This is a genomic window from Alteromonas sp. V450 (genome assembly GCF_001885075.1).
Classification (GTDB): Bacteria; Pseudomonadota; Gammaproteobacteria; order Enterobacterales; family Alteromonadaceae; genus Alteromonas.
In genome coordinates this window covers 1629656-1646235 of sequence record NZ_MODU01000004.1, presented here as the reverse complement: position 1 = coordinate 1646235, position 16580 = coordinate 1629656, and the positions used below count along the sequence as shown (strand labels likewise).

Genomic DNA, 16580 nt, shown 5'->3' with positions numbered 1-16580 from the left:
ATACCACAACGTTTTTTTAACACTTTCATGAAGCGCTAATAACAACAGGCGCGTGTTTTCAGGATATCAGTGAAATGAGTAATAGCTTAAGTAAATATGATTATATTATCGTTGGCGGTGGTTCTGCCGGTGCTGTATTGGCTACCCGACTGTCTGAAAACCCAGCGTTAGATATTTTGCTATTGGAAGCTGGCTCGAAAGATACGAATCCATTCATTCATATTCCATTTGGATTGTCTCTGCTTAGTCGATTTGAAGGGATCGGTTGGGGTTATCACACTGCGCCCCAAAAGGAAATGTACGATAGGGAGCTTTTTTGGCCAAGGGGTAAAACGCTAGGTGGAAGTAGCTCGGTTAATGCAATGTGCTATATACGCGGCCAAAAAGAAGATTATGATAGATGGGCAAATGAAGAAGGAGCAGAAGGCTGGTCTTTCGATGATGTATTACCTTATTTCAAGCGGTCTGAGAACTTTGAACAAGGTGCAGATGAATACCATGGCACTGGTGGACCATTGAACGTTAGTAAGCTTCGTCACACATGTGCATTATCTGATGCGTTTGTTGACTCGGCGTCGTTTGCCGGTTACACCCAGTTAGATGACTTCAATCGCGATGAGAGAGAAGGGTTAGGCTATTACCATGTTACGCAAATAAACGGGCAGCGTTGTTCCACTGCTAAAGGATATTTGAGCCAAGCGAAACATCGTAACAACCTTACAGTGTTAACCAAAGTTGCTGCTGAAAAAGTGTTGCTTAAGGAAGGCAAGGCTATTGGCGTTCAAGTACGAGAGAAAGGCGCTGTAAATCGTTATTTCGCGAAAAGCGAAGTTATTTTATGCGGTGGTGCTATTAACTCACCACAGCTTTTGATGTTATCGGGTATTGGCCCTAGAGCAGAGCTAGAAGAAAAGGGAATTTTTGTTCAGCAAGACCTGCCTGGAGTGGGTCAAAACTTACAAGATCACCTTGACGCTATAGTGCAATATACCTGTAAAGCCAGAGAGGGTTATGCTGTCGCGTTTGGAGCTCTACCTTCGTACGTCAAAGCCACCGCTGACTACGCGTTCAAGCGCAAAGGCATTTTTTCGTCCAACGTAGCAGAGGCGGGTGGTTTCGTCAGTTCAAGTTTGGCGACGCAAGGCCCTGATATCCAGTTTCACTTTCTACCCGCAATTTTAAACGATCACGGCAGGCAGCTAGCCTTTGGCTATGGTTATGGCCTACACGTGTGCTGCTTGTATCCTAAAAGTCGCGGCACAATATCGCTGCAAAGCAACCATCCGGCTGATCAAGCACTGATCGATCCGAATTATTTATCCGCAAAGGAAGATCAGCAAGTCATGATTGAAGGCGTGCGTATTGCTCGTAAGTTGCTTTCAGCGCCGGGTTTTGGCAAGTTCCAAGGCAGTGAACTATATCCCGGCGATGATGCGCAATCAGATGAAGAAATATTAGAATTTTTGCGTGAGCGCGCCGAAACCATCTATCACCCGATTGGTACTTGTAAAATGGGCAGTGATGACGATGAGATGGCGGTGGTCGATACTCAATTGAGGGTTAGAGGAATAGCGGGTCTGAGGGTAGTAGATGCCTCGGTGATGCCCAGCCTCATTGGCGGTAACACCAATGCGCCAACGGTAATGATTGCTGAACGTGCTGCAGAGTTTATTAAAGCCACGCACGAAGGGCAGCCGGTTTCACTAGCTCAAGCAGAATCGGCGTAGTTATTTAAAATAGCCAAGAGCAGGGATTTTCTCACTCTTGGCTCTCTATTCGCGCACGGCGGTTAAACGGTCTAGGCAGTGTTAACAATTAAGAGATAGTACAAGCATTTCAGTGTGCTTAAGAAACGAAATAACAACGCTGCACATGGCTATTTTTGCATAAATAAGTCCGCTGCACAGTCACACATCTCTTCAATATGACTGTTGTCTGCATATATCCCGTCAATGAGCAATCGTGCAATCCCGTGTAACGTGCCCCATGTCACCTGTGCGAGTCTAAGTGCATCCTGATTGTTTGGAAGTAGCCCTTTATTTTGCCAGTAGCGTGTCATGGTTACTTGAAACTGAAAACAAGGGAACGCGACGTCTTTCAGGTCACTGGTTGCCGCTTGATTTTGCCAAATAGTGCGACCAAACATTAATTCATACATCTCCGGGTTGTCGGCAGCGTAGCCAATGTATTCGTGCACAAATTCGCGAAAACGTACCTGCGGTGTTTTATCTTCTTGCTCAAAAATGCGTTTTGCTGCGCTATGCCAGTCGCTAAAGCCTTTTGCTGCGATAGCGCTTAATAAAGCACTTTTATCTTTGAAGTGATGATAAGGCGCAGTACGTGACACCCCGGCATCTTCTGCCAGCTTTCTAAGCGATAAACTATCAACGCCGTGTTCAGACAAGCGGGCAGTAGCCGCCTCTATCAGCGCACTGCGCAAATCGCCGTGATGGTAGCTTTGTACTGCATTAGCCATAAACCCACTGTTTCCATTTTCAAAATTGAGACGAATAGATAACGTTTTATCTTGACACTGTCAACATAGCCTTTTATCTTGACGCTGTCTAGTTTGCAAATTTGTTAACAGGAACAGCCCAAGGAGACAGCGCAAACCATGAAGTACTCTACATTAGAAGTAAAACAAGAGGGCTACATTGCCCACGTTGTACTTAATCGCCCCGATGCAATGAACAGCATGATCCCAGAGTTCTGGACTGAACTGCCAGCGGCTATTCGTGAAATAGACGATGAAGGTAATGCTCGCGTCATTGTTATTTCGTCTACGGGTAAACATTTCTCGGCCGGTATGGATTTATCGGTATTCCTTAATATGAAAGAAGACTTTAAGGGCGACCCATCGCGCAGGGCAGAGCGCATGCGCCGTATGGTGATGTTGCTTCAAGATAGCTTTACCGCTATTGAGCAGGCTCGTATGCCGGTTCTCGGCGCCGTACAGGGCGGGGCAATTGGCGGGGCGGTAGATTTGCTAAGTGCATGTGACATGCGCTATTGCACCCAAGATGCTTTTTTCACCATAAAAGAAACACAATTAGGTATGACGGCGGACGTAGGCACACTTCAGCGCCTTCCAAAACTGATCCCTATTGGCATTGTGAAAGAGTTGGCTTACACCGGACGCAACTTTGGTGCCGCAGAAGCGCAGCAACTTGGCTTTGTAAATCAGGTATTCGATGATCAGAGTTCCATGCTTGACGCGGTAATGAAAATAGCGCAGCAAATTGCAATGAATTCGCCGCTAGCGGTTTCGGGTACCAAGACTATGATTAACTACGCGGTAGAACACACGGTAGCAGAAAGCTTAACCTATATGGCCACATGGCAAGCGGGCATGTTCCAAATGGAGGATGTGTTTAAAGCTATGGAAGCACAGAAAACCAAAACGCTGCCGGATTATCCGCCGTTGCATCCAGCGATTAAGAAAATGAATTCGTAGGTTTATGCATGCAATCGCGCTTTCCTTGCAGTTAGTGGCTTAATGATGAGCGAAGATACGCCAAGGCTCGCGCGCTACACGACTTTCGTTGTATGAATTATAGAAATACGTAAATAAAAAGCGCTTCTAACGTAGAAACGCATCAAATGAAAATATTTAAACAGGCTTTTTAACGGCTTTTGACCAAGCCAAAACGACTTTCAGGAATGTATCATGAATCAGACCGTTACCGATCATCCCGTTTACCCACATTTATTTCGCCCGTTAGATTTAGGCTTTACTACCCTTAAAAACCGCGTGCTCATGGGCTCTATGCATACGGGCTTAGAAGAATTACCCGACGGCCACAAACGTATGGCAGCATTCTACGGCGAACGTGCCAGAGGCGGCGTAGGGCTCATCGTTACAGGTGGTATCGGGCCAAATGAAGAGGGTGCTACTCATCCGTCAACGTTTCGTTTAGATACAGATGAAGCAGTTAAAAACCACAAAGAAGTGACTGACGCGGTGCACATCGCGGGTGGCAAAATCTGTATGCAAATACTGCACACGGGGCGCTATGCGTATAGCCCTAAGCTTGTTGCACCTTCTGCGGTTCAAGCGCCGATTAATCCGTTTAAGCCAAAGGCACTTGAAGCTGACGAAATAGAAAAGCAAATTAAAGACTTTATTACTGCCGCTACCCAGGCTCAGCGCGCGGGGTACGATGGCGTTGAAATAATGGGGTCTGAAGGCTATTTCCTTAATCAGTTTATTGCAAAGCGCACTAATCACCGCGATGATGAATGGGGCGGTGAATACGAAAACCGTATACGCTTGCCAATTGAAGTGGTACGCCGCGTGCGCGAGGCGGTAGGTAAGAACTTCATCATTATTTATCGCTTATCAATGCTAGACCTTGTGGAAGGTGGCTCTACTTACGAAGAGGTCGTGCAGCTTGGTAAAGAAATTGAAAAAGCCGGTGCAACTATCATTAATACCGGCATCGGTTGGCACGAAGCCCGTATCCCAACCATTGCCACTAAAGTACCGCGTGCGGCATTTACGTGGGTTACCGCTAAATTCCGAGAGGCGCTTTCAATTCCAGTGATCACATCGAACCGTATCAACACGCCTGAAGTTGCTGAAGAAGTGTTGTCTCGCGGCGATGCTGACATGGTGTCTATGGCACGTCCGTTCTTGGCCGATCCTGACTTTGTTCGCAAAGCGCAGCAAAATAAAGCCGATGAAATTAATACCTGTATTGGCTGTAACCAGGCCTGCCTTGACCATGTATTCAACGGAAAAATGACCAGCTGTTTGGTAAACCCTCGTGCGTGCCACGAGCTTGAAATTAACGTAAAACCAGCAGAAACCAAAAAGCGTATTGCAGTGGTAGGTGCAGGCCCTGCCGGATTAGCAGCGGCGGTGACCTCGGCCGAGCGCGGTCACGACGTTGTGATTTATGACGCGTCTAGTGAAATTGGCGGGCAATTTAATATTGCCAAACAAGTTCCGGGCAAAGAAGAGTTCTACGAAACGCTGCGTTATTTTAAGCGCCAGATTGAGCTTCATAAAAATATTACCCTCAAATTGAATACTTACGTTGATGCGGCTGCGCTAAACGATGAAGGGTTCGATGAAGTGATGATTGCGACGGGCATCAAGCCGCGCACGCCAGCGATTGAAGGCATTGAGCACGAAAAAGTGCTGACCTATATCGAAGTATTGAAAGATAAGAAACCCGTTGGCAATAAGGTAGCCATTATCGGCGCTGGTGGAATTGGTTTTGATACCGCTGAGTACTTGTCGCATGGTAAAGAAACGCCAAGCCAAGATATTCCTGCATTTATGAAAGAGTGGGGCATTGATATGACCTTCTCGGCCCGGGCTGGTATTGAAGGCGTTAAGCCGCAGCCAGAACCATCGCCAAGAGAAATCTTCTTACTGCAGCGCAAAACAACCAAAGTTGGTGCGGGTTTAGGCAAAACAACGGGGTGGGCGCACAGAGTAGGCCTTCTAGCCAAAGGCGTTACCATGATCCCAGGGGTAAGCTACGATAAAATTGATGACGAAGGGCTACATATTACCGTTGACGGTAACAGCCAAGTATTGCCAGTAGATAACATCATCATTTGTGCAGGCCAAGAGCCTATGCGAGATATCGTGGAAGGCTTAAACATGCCTTACCACTTAATTGGTGGTGCAGACGAAGCACTAGAGCTAGATGCAAAACGTGCCATCGACCAGGGCACGCGGGTGTGCGCAGCGGTTTAATTACCTAGCGCAAACGTGCGGTTAGAAATATAAGCACCTTATCAATAGGTGCTTCAGCTTCATTATAAACCCCTCTTTTTCGGAGGGGGTTATTTTATCTAGCAGCCGAAAGCTGCTATTTTTTATGAAACTACCGAAACCTGACCTTTTTCGGTCTGTGATGGTAGCGTAGACCTGCTATTATCGTTTTCTTTTTTTCGAGATAAACATGGCATACAGCAACACCCAAGACTTAGTTCAAGCAGTTACTAATTCCCCAGATACTATCGAATTTAACGACGTTATTGCGCTTATTGATAGCGCATTTACTTTCACGCCCACTGCTTTTACCAATGGTGATGTGTCAAATGAAGCAAACCAGAACAACGGCTCGTGCAAGCTACTTGCACTGGGTCAGCACTTAAATCTCAATCAAGCGCAAACGCTGGCCTTATTTGGACGTTTTTATCGCGAAGACGTACTTCATAACCCTAACGGCGACGATCACGCCAATATTCGCAACTTTATGAAAACGGGGCATGAAGGCGTGGCATTTGAGACGTTTCCTTTAGTACTAACTCACGCTATCTAATTTTTGCGTCTAAGTGAGCAGTCTACTGTCTCATTTTTGATTGAAAAAAGCGTGTTGAGTCTTCATCGCTGAGTTTCTGTGACAATGACAAGCCTAGTTTAACAAGGGAACTATCTGGGGTGGTGGTAATGACATTTTTCAAAATGCTAATCCCCGTTTCGGTTTCACCAATACTATCTAGTGCAAGTGCATAGATATACCAATTTTGTGGTTTATTCGGTGCAAGTGCTGTGGCTTTCTTAAAGTAAGTGATCGCAGTTGGTTTATCTTGATTTCGAATATAAAACATTCCGAGAGCGTAATTGAATAAATCGCTCTTGGGCATGTTTTCAGCCCCATCGAGTAAGATCTGTTTTTCTAACTGTGTTTTGTGCTGAGCACGGTAAAGCTCTGCAAGATTTATATAATTGGCTTCAAAGTATGGGTCTACACCGATCCCTTGTTTTAATAATACTTCTGCCTGACTAACATTACCTAACTTGTATTCAACTAAACTTTGATTCAGGCTACCTTCACCACGCCATTGATTTATCTTATTTGACAAAGTCAGTTCTGACAGCGCGCTCCTAAAGCTTTTGCTTTTTAGACTCGAACCAATGAGGTTGTTTGCCGCCGCAATGCGAATGGCTCGATATTCGTCATCTAGTAATTTGACGTACGTTTTCATTCGTTCATGAAGTGGAAGAGCGCGGCCGGCTTGCGCTGCCGCTAATCTAATTAGCGGTTCCTTACTTTGGATGAAATATCGTAAATCTTTACTACTTAGCGGCTGATTAGTTGAAGGGAGCATGGTTAACGCCGTTGCTCGCTTTATTACAGGCAACGAAGTTGAGCGTGCAATGCGTAATATAGCTTGATTATTAAAACTATCGCCATGCATAAGTGACACGTAATCTTCTTCAATCCTACTTAGGGTAGAATCTCTTCCGTACCATTGTGTTAGTTGCTTCGATACCCACACATTATCTTTGTCATGGCAATTTAAACATGCGTTTGGGGCTCCCGTTTTAGTTGAAATATGCGGGTTTGGAATGCTGAAACTGTGGTCGCGTCTTGCATCTACTCCCATGTATGTGCGGGTTGGCATATGGCAGTTGACGCACTGATTAGCCTCTTCACTTTCTGCATGTTTACTGTGGGTTTCACCCTGATACGTAGCGACTGAATGGCATTGCAAACACAAGCCGTTACCTTCTATTTTAAGCTTCATAGAGTGGGGATTGTGACAGTCGATACAGCTAACGCCTGCCTCATACATCCGGCTTTGCAAAAACGAACCGTAAACATATACCTCTTCTCTAATCTGACCGTCTGCAAAGTAGAGCGGGGAGAGCAGCAGCGAAGGGGTAAACTGGTCTAAAAAAGGTTGCTGTGGCTTGATACCATCAGTAAGCGTACTGCGAAGTGAATGACAGGCGAAACAGGTATCCATAAACGCATTGTCCCGGGACGCTGGAACAAGTTCGCCATCTTTTTCTTCATGCCATGTTGCAATACGACTTCCTTCTTTTAACAACCATTTCCCTAACGATGCTTGCTCCTTTCGCGATAGTGTGTGAGGTCTTATCGCGAAATTTTCACCTGATTTTTTACGAGATTTACTAACAGCCCCTCGTACGTGGCTAAGTTCAGCGCCTTTTTGCTCAAAATCACCATTGTTAATGTCTGCGTGTGACAACATATCGCCGTGGCAAGATTTGCACGATACGTTAATTTCATCAAACTGGCTGTCAAATGAGAGGGTGTCGGTATCAAAATTACGCGTTAAGCCGCTAGAATGACAGTCAGCACACATACCGTTCCAGTTTTGCAATGGTTGTTTCCAATGCAACCTGTCGTTGGTGGCGATATCTTCTGATGAATAATTGGGATACCAGCGTTGACCGCCTACTTTGCTGTCACGTGCATCCCATGCAAAGGGAAAAACCTGAAATTGCCCGTGCTGCGTTTCTACTAGATATTGCTGCAGCGGATAGTGCCCAAAGACATAGGAGATGGGATAGGTTGTTGTAACATCGCCTTCTGTTAACTTTGCGAAGAATTTGCTGCCGCTTTTGAAAAAGTACGCAGTTTGTGTGAAATGTCTAGTAGTTGTATTGTCAAAGTTACCAAGCACTGACGAATTAGTAGCATGGCCCATTGCTTTGGCGTGATCAGATATTTTCCACTGTTCAACTTGCTCTTCATGACAGCTTACGCAATTTGCGGCTTCTTGTGCTTGTGCAACAGCAAAGACACTTGTTGACAGCGTGAATAAAACAAAGAGTGATAACAACCGCGACACTACTACATCCATGACTTTCGATTAACGGCTATACTGTATCACAATAATAGTTTTTATATTCCACGCTTTCGTTGACTAAAGTGTTACTCACCCCGCTCAGTCAAAATCAATTCACTAGACTGGGGCATTATCGCAAAGTCAAACTGACCTAGAACGTTCATTCCCAACAATCCATCAGAATCGGGTAACGCGTCTTCGGGTAGCACGATGGCAGAAACGTCGTTGAACTCGTAGCCAGCAAAGTAAAATCGCGGTATTTGTACCAGAGGGGCTTCAATGGTTCCTGACGCGGTTCTAATGTTGAAGTTACCGATAAACGTGAGGTTTCGCATACGACCTAAGCGAGCGAATAGTCGTGACGATATTGCTGTTGTGCTGGCACCCGTATCTAGAATCATGGTGGCTTTTTGATTAAGCGCCTTTGCTTCAAGGCGATATTGATCGCCAATGCGCTCTAAGGCTACACGGGTTTGATAACGTGCGGCTTCAGCGCCTGTTGGCTCTGTTTGACTCTTGACCTCCGCAGCGTCTGCGTTGGCAATATCGCGCATATCATAGGCTTTATTGCGAATGATATTAGCGTCTCTGTCGTTTAATGGAAGTGCAGCAAGCACGTCTTCCATTAACGTAAGCTTTTGCTGATAAGCGTAGGCTTCTGCCAAATTCAGCGTGTAATGTTTCGCATCGGGTATGCGCTGATACAAGGGTTCATTCAGCTTTGCCACCAGTTCCCATTGTTCGTCTCGGCTTAACTGGATCTGCGCGTGTTGATACAAGGTAGCAATTTTTGTGTCGATAAATGCAAGAGTTCCAATTGAAAGAGGCAGTTCAGCCAAGTCGTAGTAGTGCACGATCGCTGTAGGGAGAGGCTTAGTTAACTCAATCAGTTCACCTTCTAGCAATAGCAGCGATTCGTTGAACGGATCATTTTTTAAATACTTTGTAAGCTCTGTGGCGAGCAACGGATACTGCCCGTTATCGAGAAGGGTGGTGAGTGATTCTAATTTTTCTTGGTCTACGTGGGGTGAGAATGAGCGCTGACCTTCAGGTTCATTTGATGGCTTGTTAATGCCTGTCCCGCTTGAAGCGTAAGCAGGAGAGCGCTCATTGTTGAAAGGCTCAGTTCTTTCTTTTACCTGAGTTTTATCCCAAGACTGAGAATGGGCTTCTGGCTGATTTTCGCTCTCTAAACGATGCTCGTAGCCTGTCTCTATTTCATACGCGTTTTTGTTATGCTGCTTTAAACTAAGCCACAGGTAAACGTTGATGCCTAGCGACACAAAAAGAAGAAACGAAATCACTACCGCTATCCATGTTTTCATAGTGCCACACACGCTTTGCCATATATGTCCACGAATTGCTTAGGCATCCGCTTTGGGGCGCCCGTATCAAGGCTAACGCACACGAATGTGGTGATAGCATCAAATACGGTTTTGTTGCGCTTTGGGCAGATAAATTGAAACTGGCGTTTCAACGTCAATTTGCTGTCGCAATGTACTATCCAGGTAGCGCACTCTAACGTATCGCCAAGGTGTGTTGGCAGGTGGTAGTTTAGCTCGTGACGTTTTATGACCATGCCACGGTTTAGCGATTGATAATCGGCAAACTGCAAGCCAAGCGCGTTTGAATGAGCCCATGCTAAACTTTCTAATTGCGACAGGTATGCCACATTGTTTACGTGCTGATAGTGGTCGATGTGCGTTTTATCAATATGCCACTGCTGCACGTAGGGGCTGTCTAACATCCAATTAAGCGCTGGTGTACTCAAATCTTTTTCCTAATCATTTATTGCTCTGAACTTACACTTTACTCTGATCATTTAACTCTTTTTTCTGACTATCTGGAATATTGCTCTAAACCACGGGCAGAGGGTTATCTTCAGGTAACGTCAACTCGTCACTCAATAACGTCTGCATTATCGCCTTTTCACGCACCAACACCGGCTGTATAAAGCTCTGCACATCACCTAATGCTTTGAATGCATTAAAGCCGCGCTCTAAAAACTCATGTAGGGCTAGCAAGCCCGCAAGTTTGGCTGGACGACGAGATAACGAAATCAACATACCAATACCACGAATCTTTATTACATCAGAGAGTTGATCGCCTAAGTGGGAGATTATATCAATTTGATGCGCTCTATCTTCCATCCTGCCCACATTGCGATAAGCCAAGGCGTAGTTATCTCGGTTGATGTTTTCTCCAGGAAAGCGACTTTGTAAAAACTGGGCCATCGCCATATCTAAATCAAATGATAATGCATTTAAGGATAATGCGTCGTCCATGGCGTTCATGGCTTTGTCCGGGAGTACTTTTGCGAGCTTTGGAATAACGCGAACTAAGTCAGCGTCGCGCTGGCTAAAATCTTTCGGCCCGTACAATTCATCTACAAAGAACGCCATGGCTTTTTGATAACGCTTTTGCTGCGCCAAGTCATCGTGCGTGACCAGCAAGCGCTCGCATTGCCAATGCTGCAGCTGGTGGATGATAGGCATAATGCCCAACTGATTGGCTAAGTCACGAAGGGCATTTACCCGATGAATATGTTTGATTATTTCTTGCGCCAAATGACAAACTCCCTATTGAGCTAACGTGGCTTGTTCGCTGTTGTAAACCTAGATTGACCTAAGCAAGCGTGCCTTTCAAGTGAGAAGCCAAAGTTTTACTGGTATACTCCATGGCCATTACTATAGCTCTGTTGTGTAGAATTTATTACTCGTTATGAACATCGCCGGTAGTCACGCTCTGTTTGACAAGATTGAAACTAAAAATATAGACACCAAGCGTTCCGATGCTGCAAACCTGGCAAGTGAAAAAGCGATCATGCATCAAGAAACGCCTGCAAGTACATCCTGCTTAGAAAAAGACCCCGAGGTCCCCGCATTAATTACGTTATTTAATTCTACATTCAAAGACTTCAATACGCGCTTAGTTTTAGGTGATGACGAACCTATTTATATTCCCGCAGGCGGCGCCAAGCCTTACCATCAAATTGTGTTTGCCCATGGGTTCTTTTCAAGTGCCCTACATGAAATAGCGCACTGGTGCATTGCAGGGGAAAAGCGTCGACTATTAGAAGATTACGGTTACTGGTATTGCCCAGACGGACGAGATGCAGCGCAGCAAGCTGACTTCGAAAAAGTAGAAGTTAAGCCCCAAGCCATTGAGTGGGCGTTTACAGAAGCGGCAGGAAGGACGTTTCAGGTAAGTACGGATAATCTAAATGGTGCAGAGCCCGACCGAGAGGGCTTTACCCGCAACGTAGCCGCTCAGCTTAAACGTTATAAATCCGAGGGCTTTCCTCCCCGGGCTGAGCGATTTATTAATGCGCTGCTGTCTGTGTTCGGCACAGGTAAGGTATCTGGGTGGCCTAACCGTGTTGTAAATACCAACATAATTAACCGTACATCAACAGATTCCTGCCAACGTGCTGTAAGCAGTGAATTAGGTAACGGGATAGGAGTAGATGCCGAATGAATCAAGCTCATCTTAGCCAATCAATGTCTGATAGCAAACCTAAATTCAAATTGGGCGTTGTAGTGAACCCCTTTGCCGGCATCGGTGGAGCCCTTGCACTTAAAGGCAGCGACGGTGCTGAAATTCGAGAAAAAGCACTGGCCATGGGCGCAGAGAAAAAAGCCAATGAAAAAATGGCAAAAGCACTCAGTATTCTAGAGGCGTTGTCAGGCCAGTTCACAGTGGTTACAGCCTCAGGCGACATGGGCGAAACCGTATGTGAGTCTTTAGGTATTCCCTGTGAAGTTATCTACACAGCTATTGCAGAGCAAACCGAAGGTGAAGATTCAGAGCGCGCAGCTAAAGCAATGGTTGACGCAAACGTCGACTTGCTGCTTTTTGCAGGCGGCGACGGCACAGCGCGTAATATCTGTAGTGTAGTTGGCACACAGGTGCCTGTGTTAGGTGTGCCTGCAGGTTGTAAAATTCACTCTGGTGTTTATTGTGTGTCGCCGTCAGCGGCAGGACAGGTGGTAAGTCAAATGATTGCAGGCGAACTTGTGAGTGAAATGGACGCCGAAGTACGTGACATTGACGAAAACGCATTTCGCGAAGGTAAAGTTATTGCAAAGCATTACGGTGAAATGCGCGTACCCGCAGAACTTACTTACGTTCAGGCAGTAAAAATGGGCGGCAAAGAAGACGAGGCCTTGGTGCTCGATGATATTGCCGCTTATGTTAGCGAAATTATGGACGATGAGCCCGACACCTATTTTGTCATGGGGTCGGGCTCTACCGTTGGCGCAATTATGGACTTTTTGGGCCTCGACAACACCTTGTTAGGTGTGGACGTGGTCAAGCAAGGAGAGTTAGTCGCAAGTGACGTGACTGCCAGCGAACTGATTGCGCTGACTAACGACAAACCCACCAAAGTTATTTTGACGGTTATCGGAGGTCAGGGCCACATACTGGGGCGCGGAAATCAGCAGTTAAGCCCTGCTTTTATACGTCAAATTGGCAAAAAGAATATGCTTGTCGTTGCCACTAAACAAAAGTTACAGGCCTTAAACGGTAAGCCGCTGCGCCTAGACTCAAACGATGCAGCATTAGACGCTGAGCTCGCCGGCCCGTTTACCGTCATTACAGGTTACAAAGATAAAGTACTTTGCCAAGCGGTGTGAATGGCGTTTTGCACATCAGTTTAACTTAAGCAATGACTGATGCTGAAGCATTATTTAGCGTGCTTACATCCTACGTTAGCATTGCTTAATTTAGTTTTAATTAATAGGAGAATAACGTGTTACCACCTGCTGCGGCACCGCAAGAAGTTATTAAAGCCATTGCCGATATTGAAGCTGCTCTGGACGATGTCGTTAATCATGGCAGTGATGATGAATTATTTATTGCTAGCTATCTACAGGGCCACTTCGCCGTTGAGGCACGCCAACTGGAAATGGCTAAAGAAGCATCAATAGAATTACTACACACCAAAGTTACAAAAAGCCTCACTAACGCTTTTCAAAATAAAGAGTTAGAAGAGGATGACGCTGAAAAAGTAGTTGCGCTTTGGAACAGGATGCTAAACAAAGTTTGCGTTTAAATTGTCGACTTCGACAATGTGTTTAATGTGAATTTCACGGCCACCCCTCGTCGTTTACAATCCGTTACAGTTTACTAATTTTCTTTACTTTATTATTACGAGAAATGATTTATTGTTAGTTTGGTTTATCTCCACCTTTAGCAAATCATGCATATAATAATTTAAAGGAAATTAGGATGACTTTATTAAAACATCTAACCAAAAGCTTTAGGCTAGGCTTTGGTGCGGTGGCTATTAGCAGCGTAGCGTTGAGCTCGGCTATCGCAAACGATGATATCAATATTGATTATGAAAAGTTTACGACAGATAACGGTTTGACGGTTATCGTCCACGAAGACAGAAAAGCCCCTGTTGTGGCAGTTGCCGTTTGGTACAAAGTTGGCTCTAAAGACGAGCCGCAGGGCAAATCAGGTTTCGCTCACCTTTTTGAACACCTTATGTTCAACGGTTCTGAAAACTACGACGACGAGTGGTTTGGACCTTTGCAAGAGGCAGGTGCGACAGGATTAAACGGCACCACAAGCTTTGATAGAACTAACTATTTCCAAACTGTACCAACACCTGCGCTCGACCGCATATTGTGGATGGAATCAGATCGTATGGGGCACCTGCTAGGTGCGGTAACTCAAGAAAAGCTAGACGAGCAGCGTGGCGTAGTTCAAAACGAGAAGCGTCAAGGCGAAGATCAGCCATACGGCAGCGTGTTTACTCACATTATTAAAGCGCTTTTCCCAGATGAGCATCCTTACCATCATCCAGTCATTGGCTCAATGGAAGACCTTAATTCTGCGTCACTAGACGATGTTAAGGACTGGTTTAATCAATATTATGGCCCTAATAACGCTATCTTAGTGCTTAGTGGCGATATCAATGCGGATGAAGCCAAACCCCTTGTAAACAAATATTTTGGAGACATTGAGCCAGGTCCAGCACTATCAAAGTGGGAAGCCTGGGTGCCAAACCGCACCGTGAATACTCGGGAAGTTATCCAAGATAAAGTGCCGCAGTCTCGTATTTATCGACTATGGGTTTCACCGCAAAATACATCGCCAACAGCGACCGACTTGTTCATTGCTGCTAGCGTGCTCGGCGATGGCAAAAACTCACGTCTATATAAAGAACTTGTTTATGACAAGCAGTTAGCGACTAACGCCTCTGTATTTAATTACGAGCTTCAAATGGCTTCAATTTTTGGTGTTACTGTTGATGTGAAAGACGGCGTTGATGTAGCGCAAGTTGAGAAGGAAATGGATAAAGTTATTGCCAATTTCCTGCGTAAAGGGCCGAGCAAAGATGAGGTTAAATTAGTTTCGACTAAGTCTAGAGCATCTATTATCCGTGGTCTTGAAGAAGTAGGTGGTTTTGGCGGTAAAGCTGATACGCTTGCATCGGGCGAGTATATTGCTGGGGACCCAAATTACTTCAAAACAGAATTGGCAGAGTTAGAAAGCGCGACGCCTAAAGCCGTGAAAGCAGCTGCTAATGAGTGGCTCAAAGAAGGGTGGCACCAAATTACTGTAGTACCCTTTATTGAGCATGCTGCAACAGCAGAGGGCGTAGACCGTTCAACAGGGCTTCCATCAATCGACACGGAAACTCAATTGAGCTTTCCAGACGTAGAGCAAACCACGCTTTCTAATGGTATAAATGTTGTGTTTGCACAGCGCGCAACCGTTCCTTTGGTTAATGTTGCGCTTCAATTTGACGCCGGATACGCAGCTGACGCGGGTGGAAAACTGGGGTTAGCGAGCTTTACTACACGTATGCTAGACGAAGGTGCCGGAGACTACGATGCCCTTGAACTGGCGGCAGAGTTAGAAAAGCTGGGTACAAATCTAGGCAGTGGCTCAAACCTGGATACAACGACAGTAAGTATGTCAATGCTCAAAGAAAATATGAAGCCGTCGTTGTCTATTTTAGGTGATATTATAAAAGATCCAACGTTTGACAACGAAGAAATTGAACGTCAACGTGCACTTTTACTTAACAGTATTGCACAGCAGAAAACACGCCCAATTAGCATTGCGCTTACTTTACTGCCGCCGCTCATCTATGGTGATGACCATGCCTATGGCATTCCTTTCACAGGGACAGGCACTGCTGAAGACGTGAAAGCAATCTCCCGTAGCGATTTGGTGAATTTCAAAAATACATGGCTTCGCCCTGATAACGCGACAATTTTTGTTGTAGGCGATACCAGTATGAAAGAAATAAAACCAATGCTCGAGAAAGAATTCGGCAAATGGAAAGTATCGGGATCTAAAGGCAGCAAACAGATTGCAACGGCAAGCCTGCCGGAAAAAGGTCAAGCTATTATCATTGACAGACCGGGATCTCAGCAGTCGTTAATCCTTGCTGCGCACCTAGCGCCATCAACGGGTGCCGAAAATAATATTGCAATTGATGCAATGAACACGACGCTTGGCGGCGCATTTACTGCACGTGTCAACATGAACTTGCGTGAAGACAAAGGATGGTCTTATGGTGCTTACACCTTCTTACAAGACGCGAGAGGTCAACGTCCATTCATGGTTTACGCACCGGTTCAAACCGATAAAACAGGACCGTCGCTTCAAGAGCTTAAGAAAGAGCTTAATGCCTATCTTGGTGAAAAGCCGCCAGTTGAGTTTGAGTTAGAAAGAGCGAGATTAGACTCTGTTCGTTCACTACCAGGTCAATTTGAAACGGCAGTTTCAGTTATGAACAGCCTGCTTTCAAGCAATCGTTTCAATCGTGCATATGACTATCCTGAGTCGTTAGTTGAAAAGTACAACAGCCTGTCAGTTGCGGACTTGAGCGAAGCGGCCAAAGAGGTCATAAAAACGGATAAGTTGACATGGGTCATTATCGGCGATGCAAGCAAAATACAGGCTGAAGTAGAAGCCGCAGGCATTGGTGAAGTGACAGTTAAGAGTATGAATGAGCTCTAACTGATACCATTTAGAAAAAGCCGAGGGCGCTT

The 16580-nt window shown here is 45.6% G+C and carries 13 protein-coding genes; 8 read left to right on the top strand and 5 right to left on the bottom strand.

From position 1 onward, the window contains the following. The first annotated feature begins 74 nt into the window (after positions 1-74). Positions 75-1727: a GMC family oxidoreductase gene (locus BK026_RS07160; RefSeq protein WP_071815233.1), complete on the top strand. Its 1653-nt coding sequence runs from the start codon at positions 75-77 to the stop codon at positions 1725-1727. A 149-nt stretch (positions 1728-1876) separates the two neighbouring features. Here BK026_RS07160 and BK026_RS07155 read toward each other — a convergent pair whose 3' ends face one another. After that, positions 1877-2476: a TetR/AcrR family transcriptional regulator gene (locus BK026_RS07155; protein WP_071815232.1), complete on the bottom strand. Its 600-nt coding sequence runs from the start codon at positions 2474-2476 to the stop codon at positions 1877-1879. A gap of 138 nt (positions 2477-2614) precedes the next feature. Here BK026_RS07155 and BK026_RS07150 point away from each other — a divergent pair, with 138 nt between their 5' ends. The 3 genes from BK026_RS07150 to BK026_RS07140 all read left to right on the top strand — a co-directional run bounded on the left by BK026_RS07150 (position 2615) and on the right by BK026_RS07140 (position 6281). Further along, positions 2615-3454, top strand: coding sequence for a crotonase/enoyl-CoA hydratase family protein (locus tag BK026_RS07150; RefSeq protein WP_071815231.1), 840 nt, complete (start codon positions 2615-2617; stop codon positions 3452-3454). 213 nt (positions 3455-3667) lie between these two features. Next, entirely contained in the window at positions 3668-5710 is a 2043-nt protein-coding gene (locus BK026_RS07145) for an NADPH-dependent 2,4-dienoyl-CoA reductase (RefSeq protein ID WP_071815230.1), read from the top strand. Between the two features lie 208 nt (positions 5711-5918). Continuing rightward, on the top strand, positions 5919-6281 hold the full coding sequence (locus BK026_RS07140) for a HopJ type III effector protein (RefSeq protein WP_071815229.1): 363 nt from the start codon (positions 5919-5921) through the stop codon (positions 6279-6281). Between the two features lie 22 nt (positions 6282-6303). On the opposite strand, the gene BK026_RS07135 is transcribed toward BK026_RS07140, so the two are convergent. The 4 genes from BK026_RS07135 to BK026_RS07120 form a co-directional block, all read right to left on the bottom strand. Next, on the bottom strand, positions 6304-8565 hold the full coding sequence (locus tag BK026_RS07135; RefSeq protein WP_177247891.1) for a multiheme c-type cytochrome: 2262 nt from the start codon (positions 8563-8565) through the stop codon (positions 6304-6306). Positions 8566-8648: 83 nt separating this feature from the next. Next, positions 8649-9887, bottom strand: coding sequence for a TIGR02281 family clan AA aspartic protease (locus BK026_RS07130; RefSeq protein ID WP_071815227.1), 1239 nt, complete (start codon positions 9885-9887; stop codon positions 8649-8651). Then, on the bottom strand, positions 9884-10333 hold the full coding sequence (locus BK026_RS07125; protein ID WP_083575046.1) for a thioesterase family protein: 450 nt from the start codon (positions 10331-10333) through the stop codon (positions 9884-9886). The genes BK026_RS07130 and BK026_RS07125 overlap by 4 nt, the downstream gene beginning before the upstream one ends. Before the next feature lie 85 nt (positions 10334-10418). Beyond that, the gene (locus BK026_RS07120; protein ID WP_071815225.1) at positions 10419-11129 is read right to left on the bottom strand and encodes a hypothetical protein; all 711 of its coding nucleotides are present in this window, start codon (positions 11127-11129) and stop codon (positions 10419-10421) included. A gap of 154 nt (positions 11130-11283) precedes the next feature. Here BK026_RS07120 and BK026_RS07115 point away from each other — a divergent pair, with 154 nt between their 5' ends. The 4 genes from BK026_RS07115 (at position 11284) to BK026_RS07100 (ending at position 16548) form a co-directional block, all read left to right on the top strand. Next, positions 11284-12039 (top strand): elongation factor P hydroxylase, encoded by a 756-nt coding sequence (locus BK026_RS07115; RefSeq protein WP_071815224.1) that lies wholly within the window; start codon positions 11284-11286, stop codon positions 12037-12039. Next, a complete protein-coding gene (locus tag BK026_RS07110; RefSeq protein ID WP_071815223.1) occupies positions 12036-13199 on the top strand; it encodes an ATP-NAD kinase family protein in 1164 nt (387 codons plus the stop codon). Before BK026_RS07115 ends, BK026_RS07110 begins: the two co-directional genes overlap by 4 nt. Positions 13200-13315: 116 nt before the next feature. Further along, a complete protein-coding gene (locus BK026_RS07105; RefSeq protein ID WP_071815222.1) occupies positions 13316-13618 on the top strand; it encodes a YfcL family protein in 303 nt (100 codons plus the stop codon). A 176-nt stretch (positions 13619-13794) separates the two neighbouring features. Then, positions 13795-16548, top strand: a complete 2754-nt coding sequence (locus tag BK026_RS07100; RefSeq protein WP_071815221.1) for a pitrilysin family protein — start codon at positions 13795-13797, stop codon at positions 16546-16548. Positions 16549-16580: the final 32 nt, after the last annotated feature.

Coding starts and splice junctions, on each gene's coding strand:
- BK026_RS07160 (WP_071815233.1), top strand. CDS start 75: ATGAGTAATAGCTTAAGTAAATATGATTATATTATCGTTGGCGGTGGT.
- BK026_RS07155 (WP_071815232.1), bottom strand. CDS start 2,476: ATGGCTAATGCAGTACAAAGCTACCATCACGGCGATTTGCGCAGTGCG.
- BK026_RS07150 (WP_071815231.1), top strand. CDS start 2,615: ATGAAGTACTCTACATTAGAAGTAAAACAAGAGGGCTACATTGCCCAC.
- BK026_RS07145 (WP_071815230.1), top strand. CDS start 3,668: ATGAATCAGACCGTTACCGATCATCCCGTTTACCCACATTTATTTCGC.
- BK026_RS07140 (WP_071815229.1), top strand. CDS start 5,919: ATGGCATACAGCAACACCCAAGACTTAGTTCAAGCAGTTACTAATTCC.
- BK026_RS07130 (WP_071815227.1), bottom strand. CDS start 9,887: ATGAAAACATGGATAGCGGTAGTGATTTCGTTTCTTCTTTTTGTGTCG.
- BK026_RS07115 (WP_071815224.1), top strand. CDS start 11,284: ATGAACATCGCCGGTAGTCACGCTCTGTTTGACAAGATTGAAACTAAA.
- BK026_RS07110 (WP_071815223.1), top strand. CDS start 12,036: ATGAATCAAGCTCATCTTAGCCAATCAATGTCTGATAGCAAACCTAAA.
- BK026_RS07100 (WP_071815221.1), top strand. CDS start 13,795: ATGACTTTATTAAAACATCTAACCAAAAGCTTTAGGCTAGGCTTTGGT.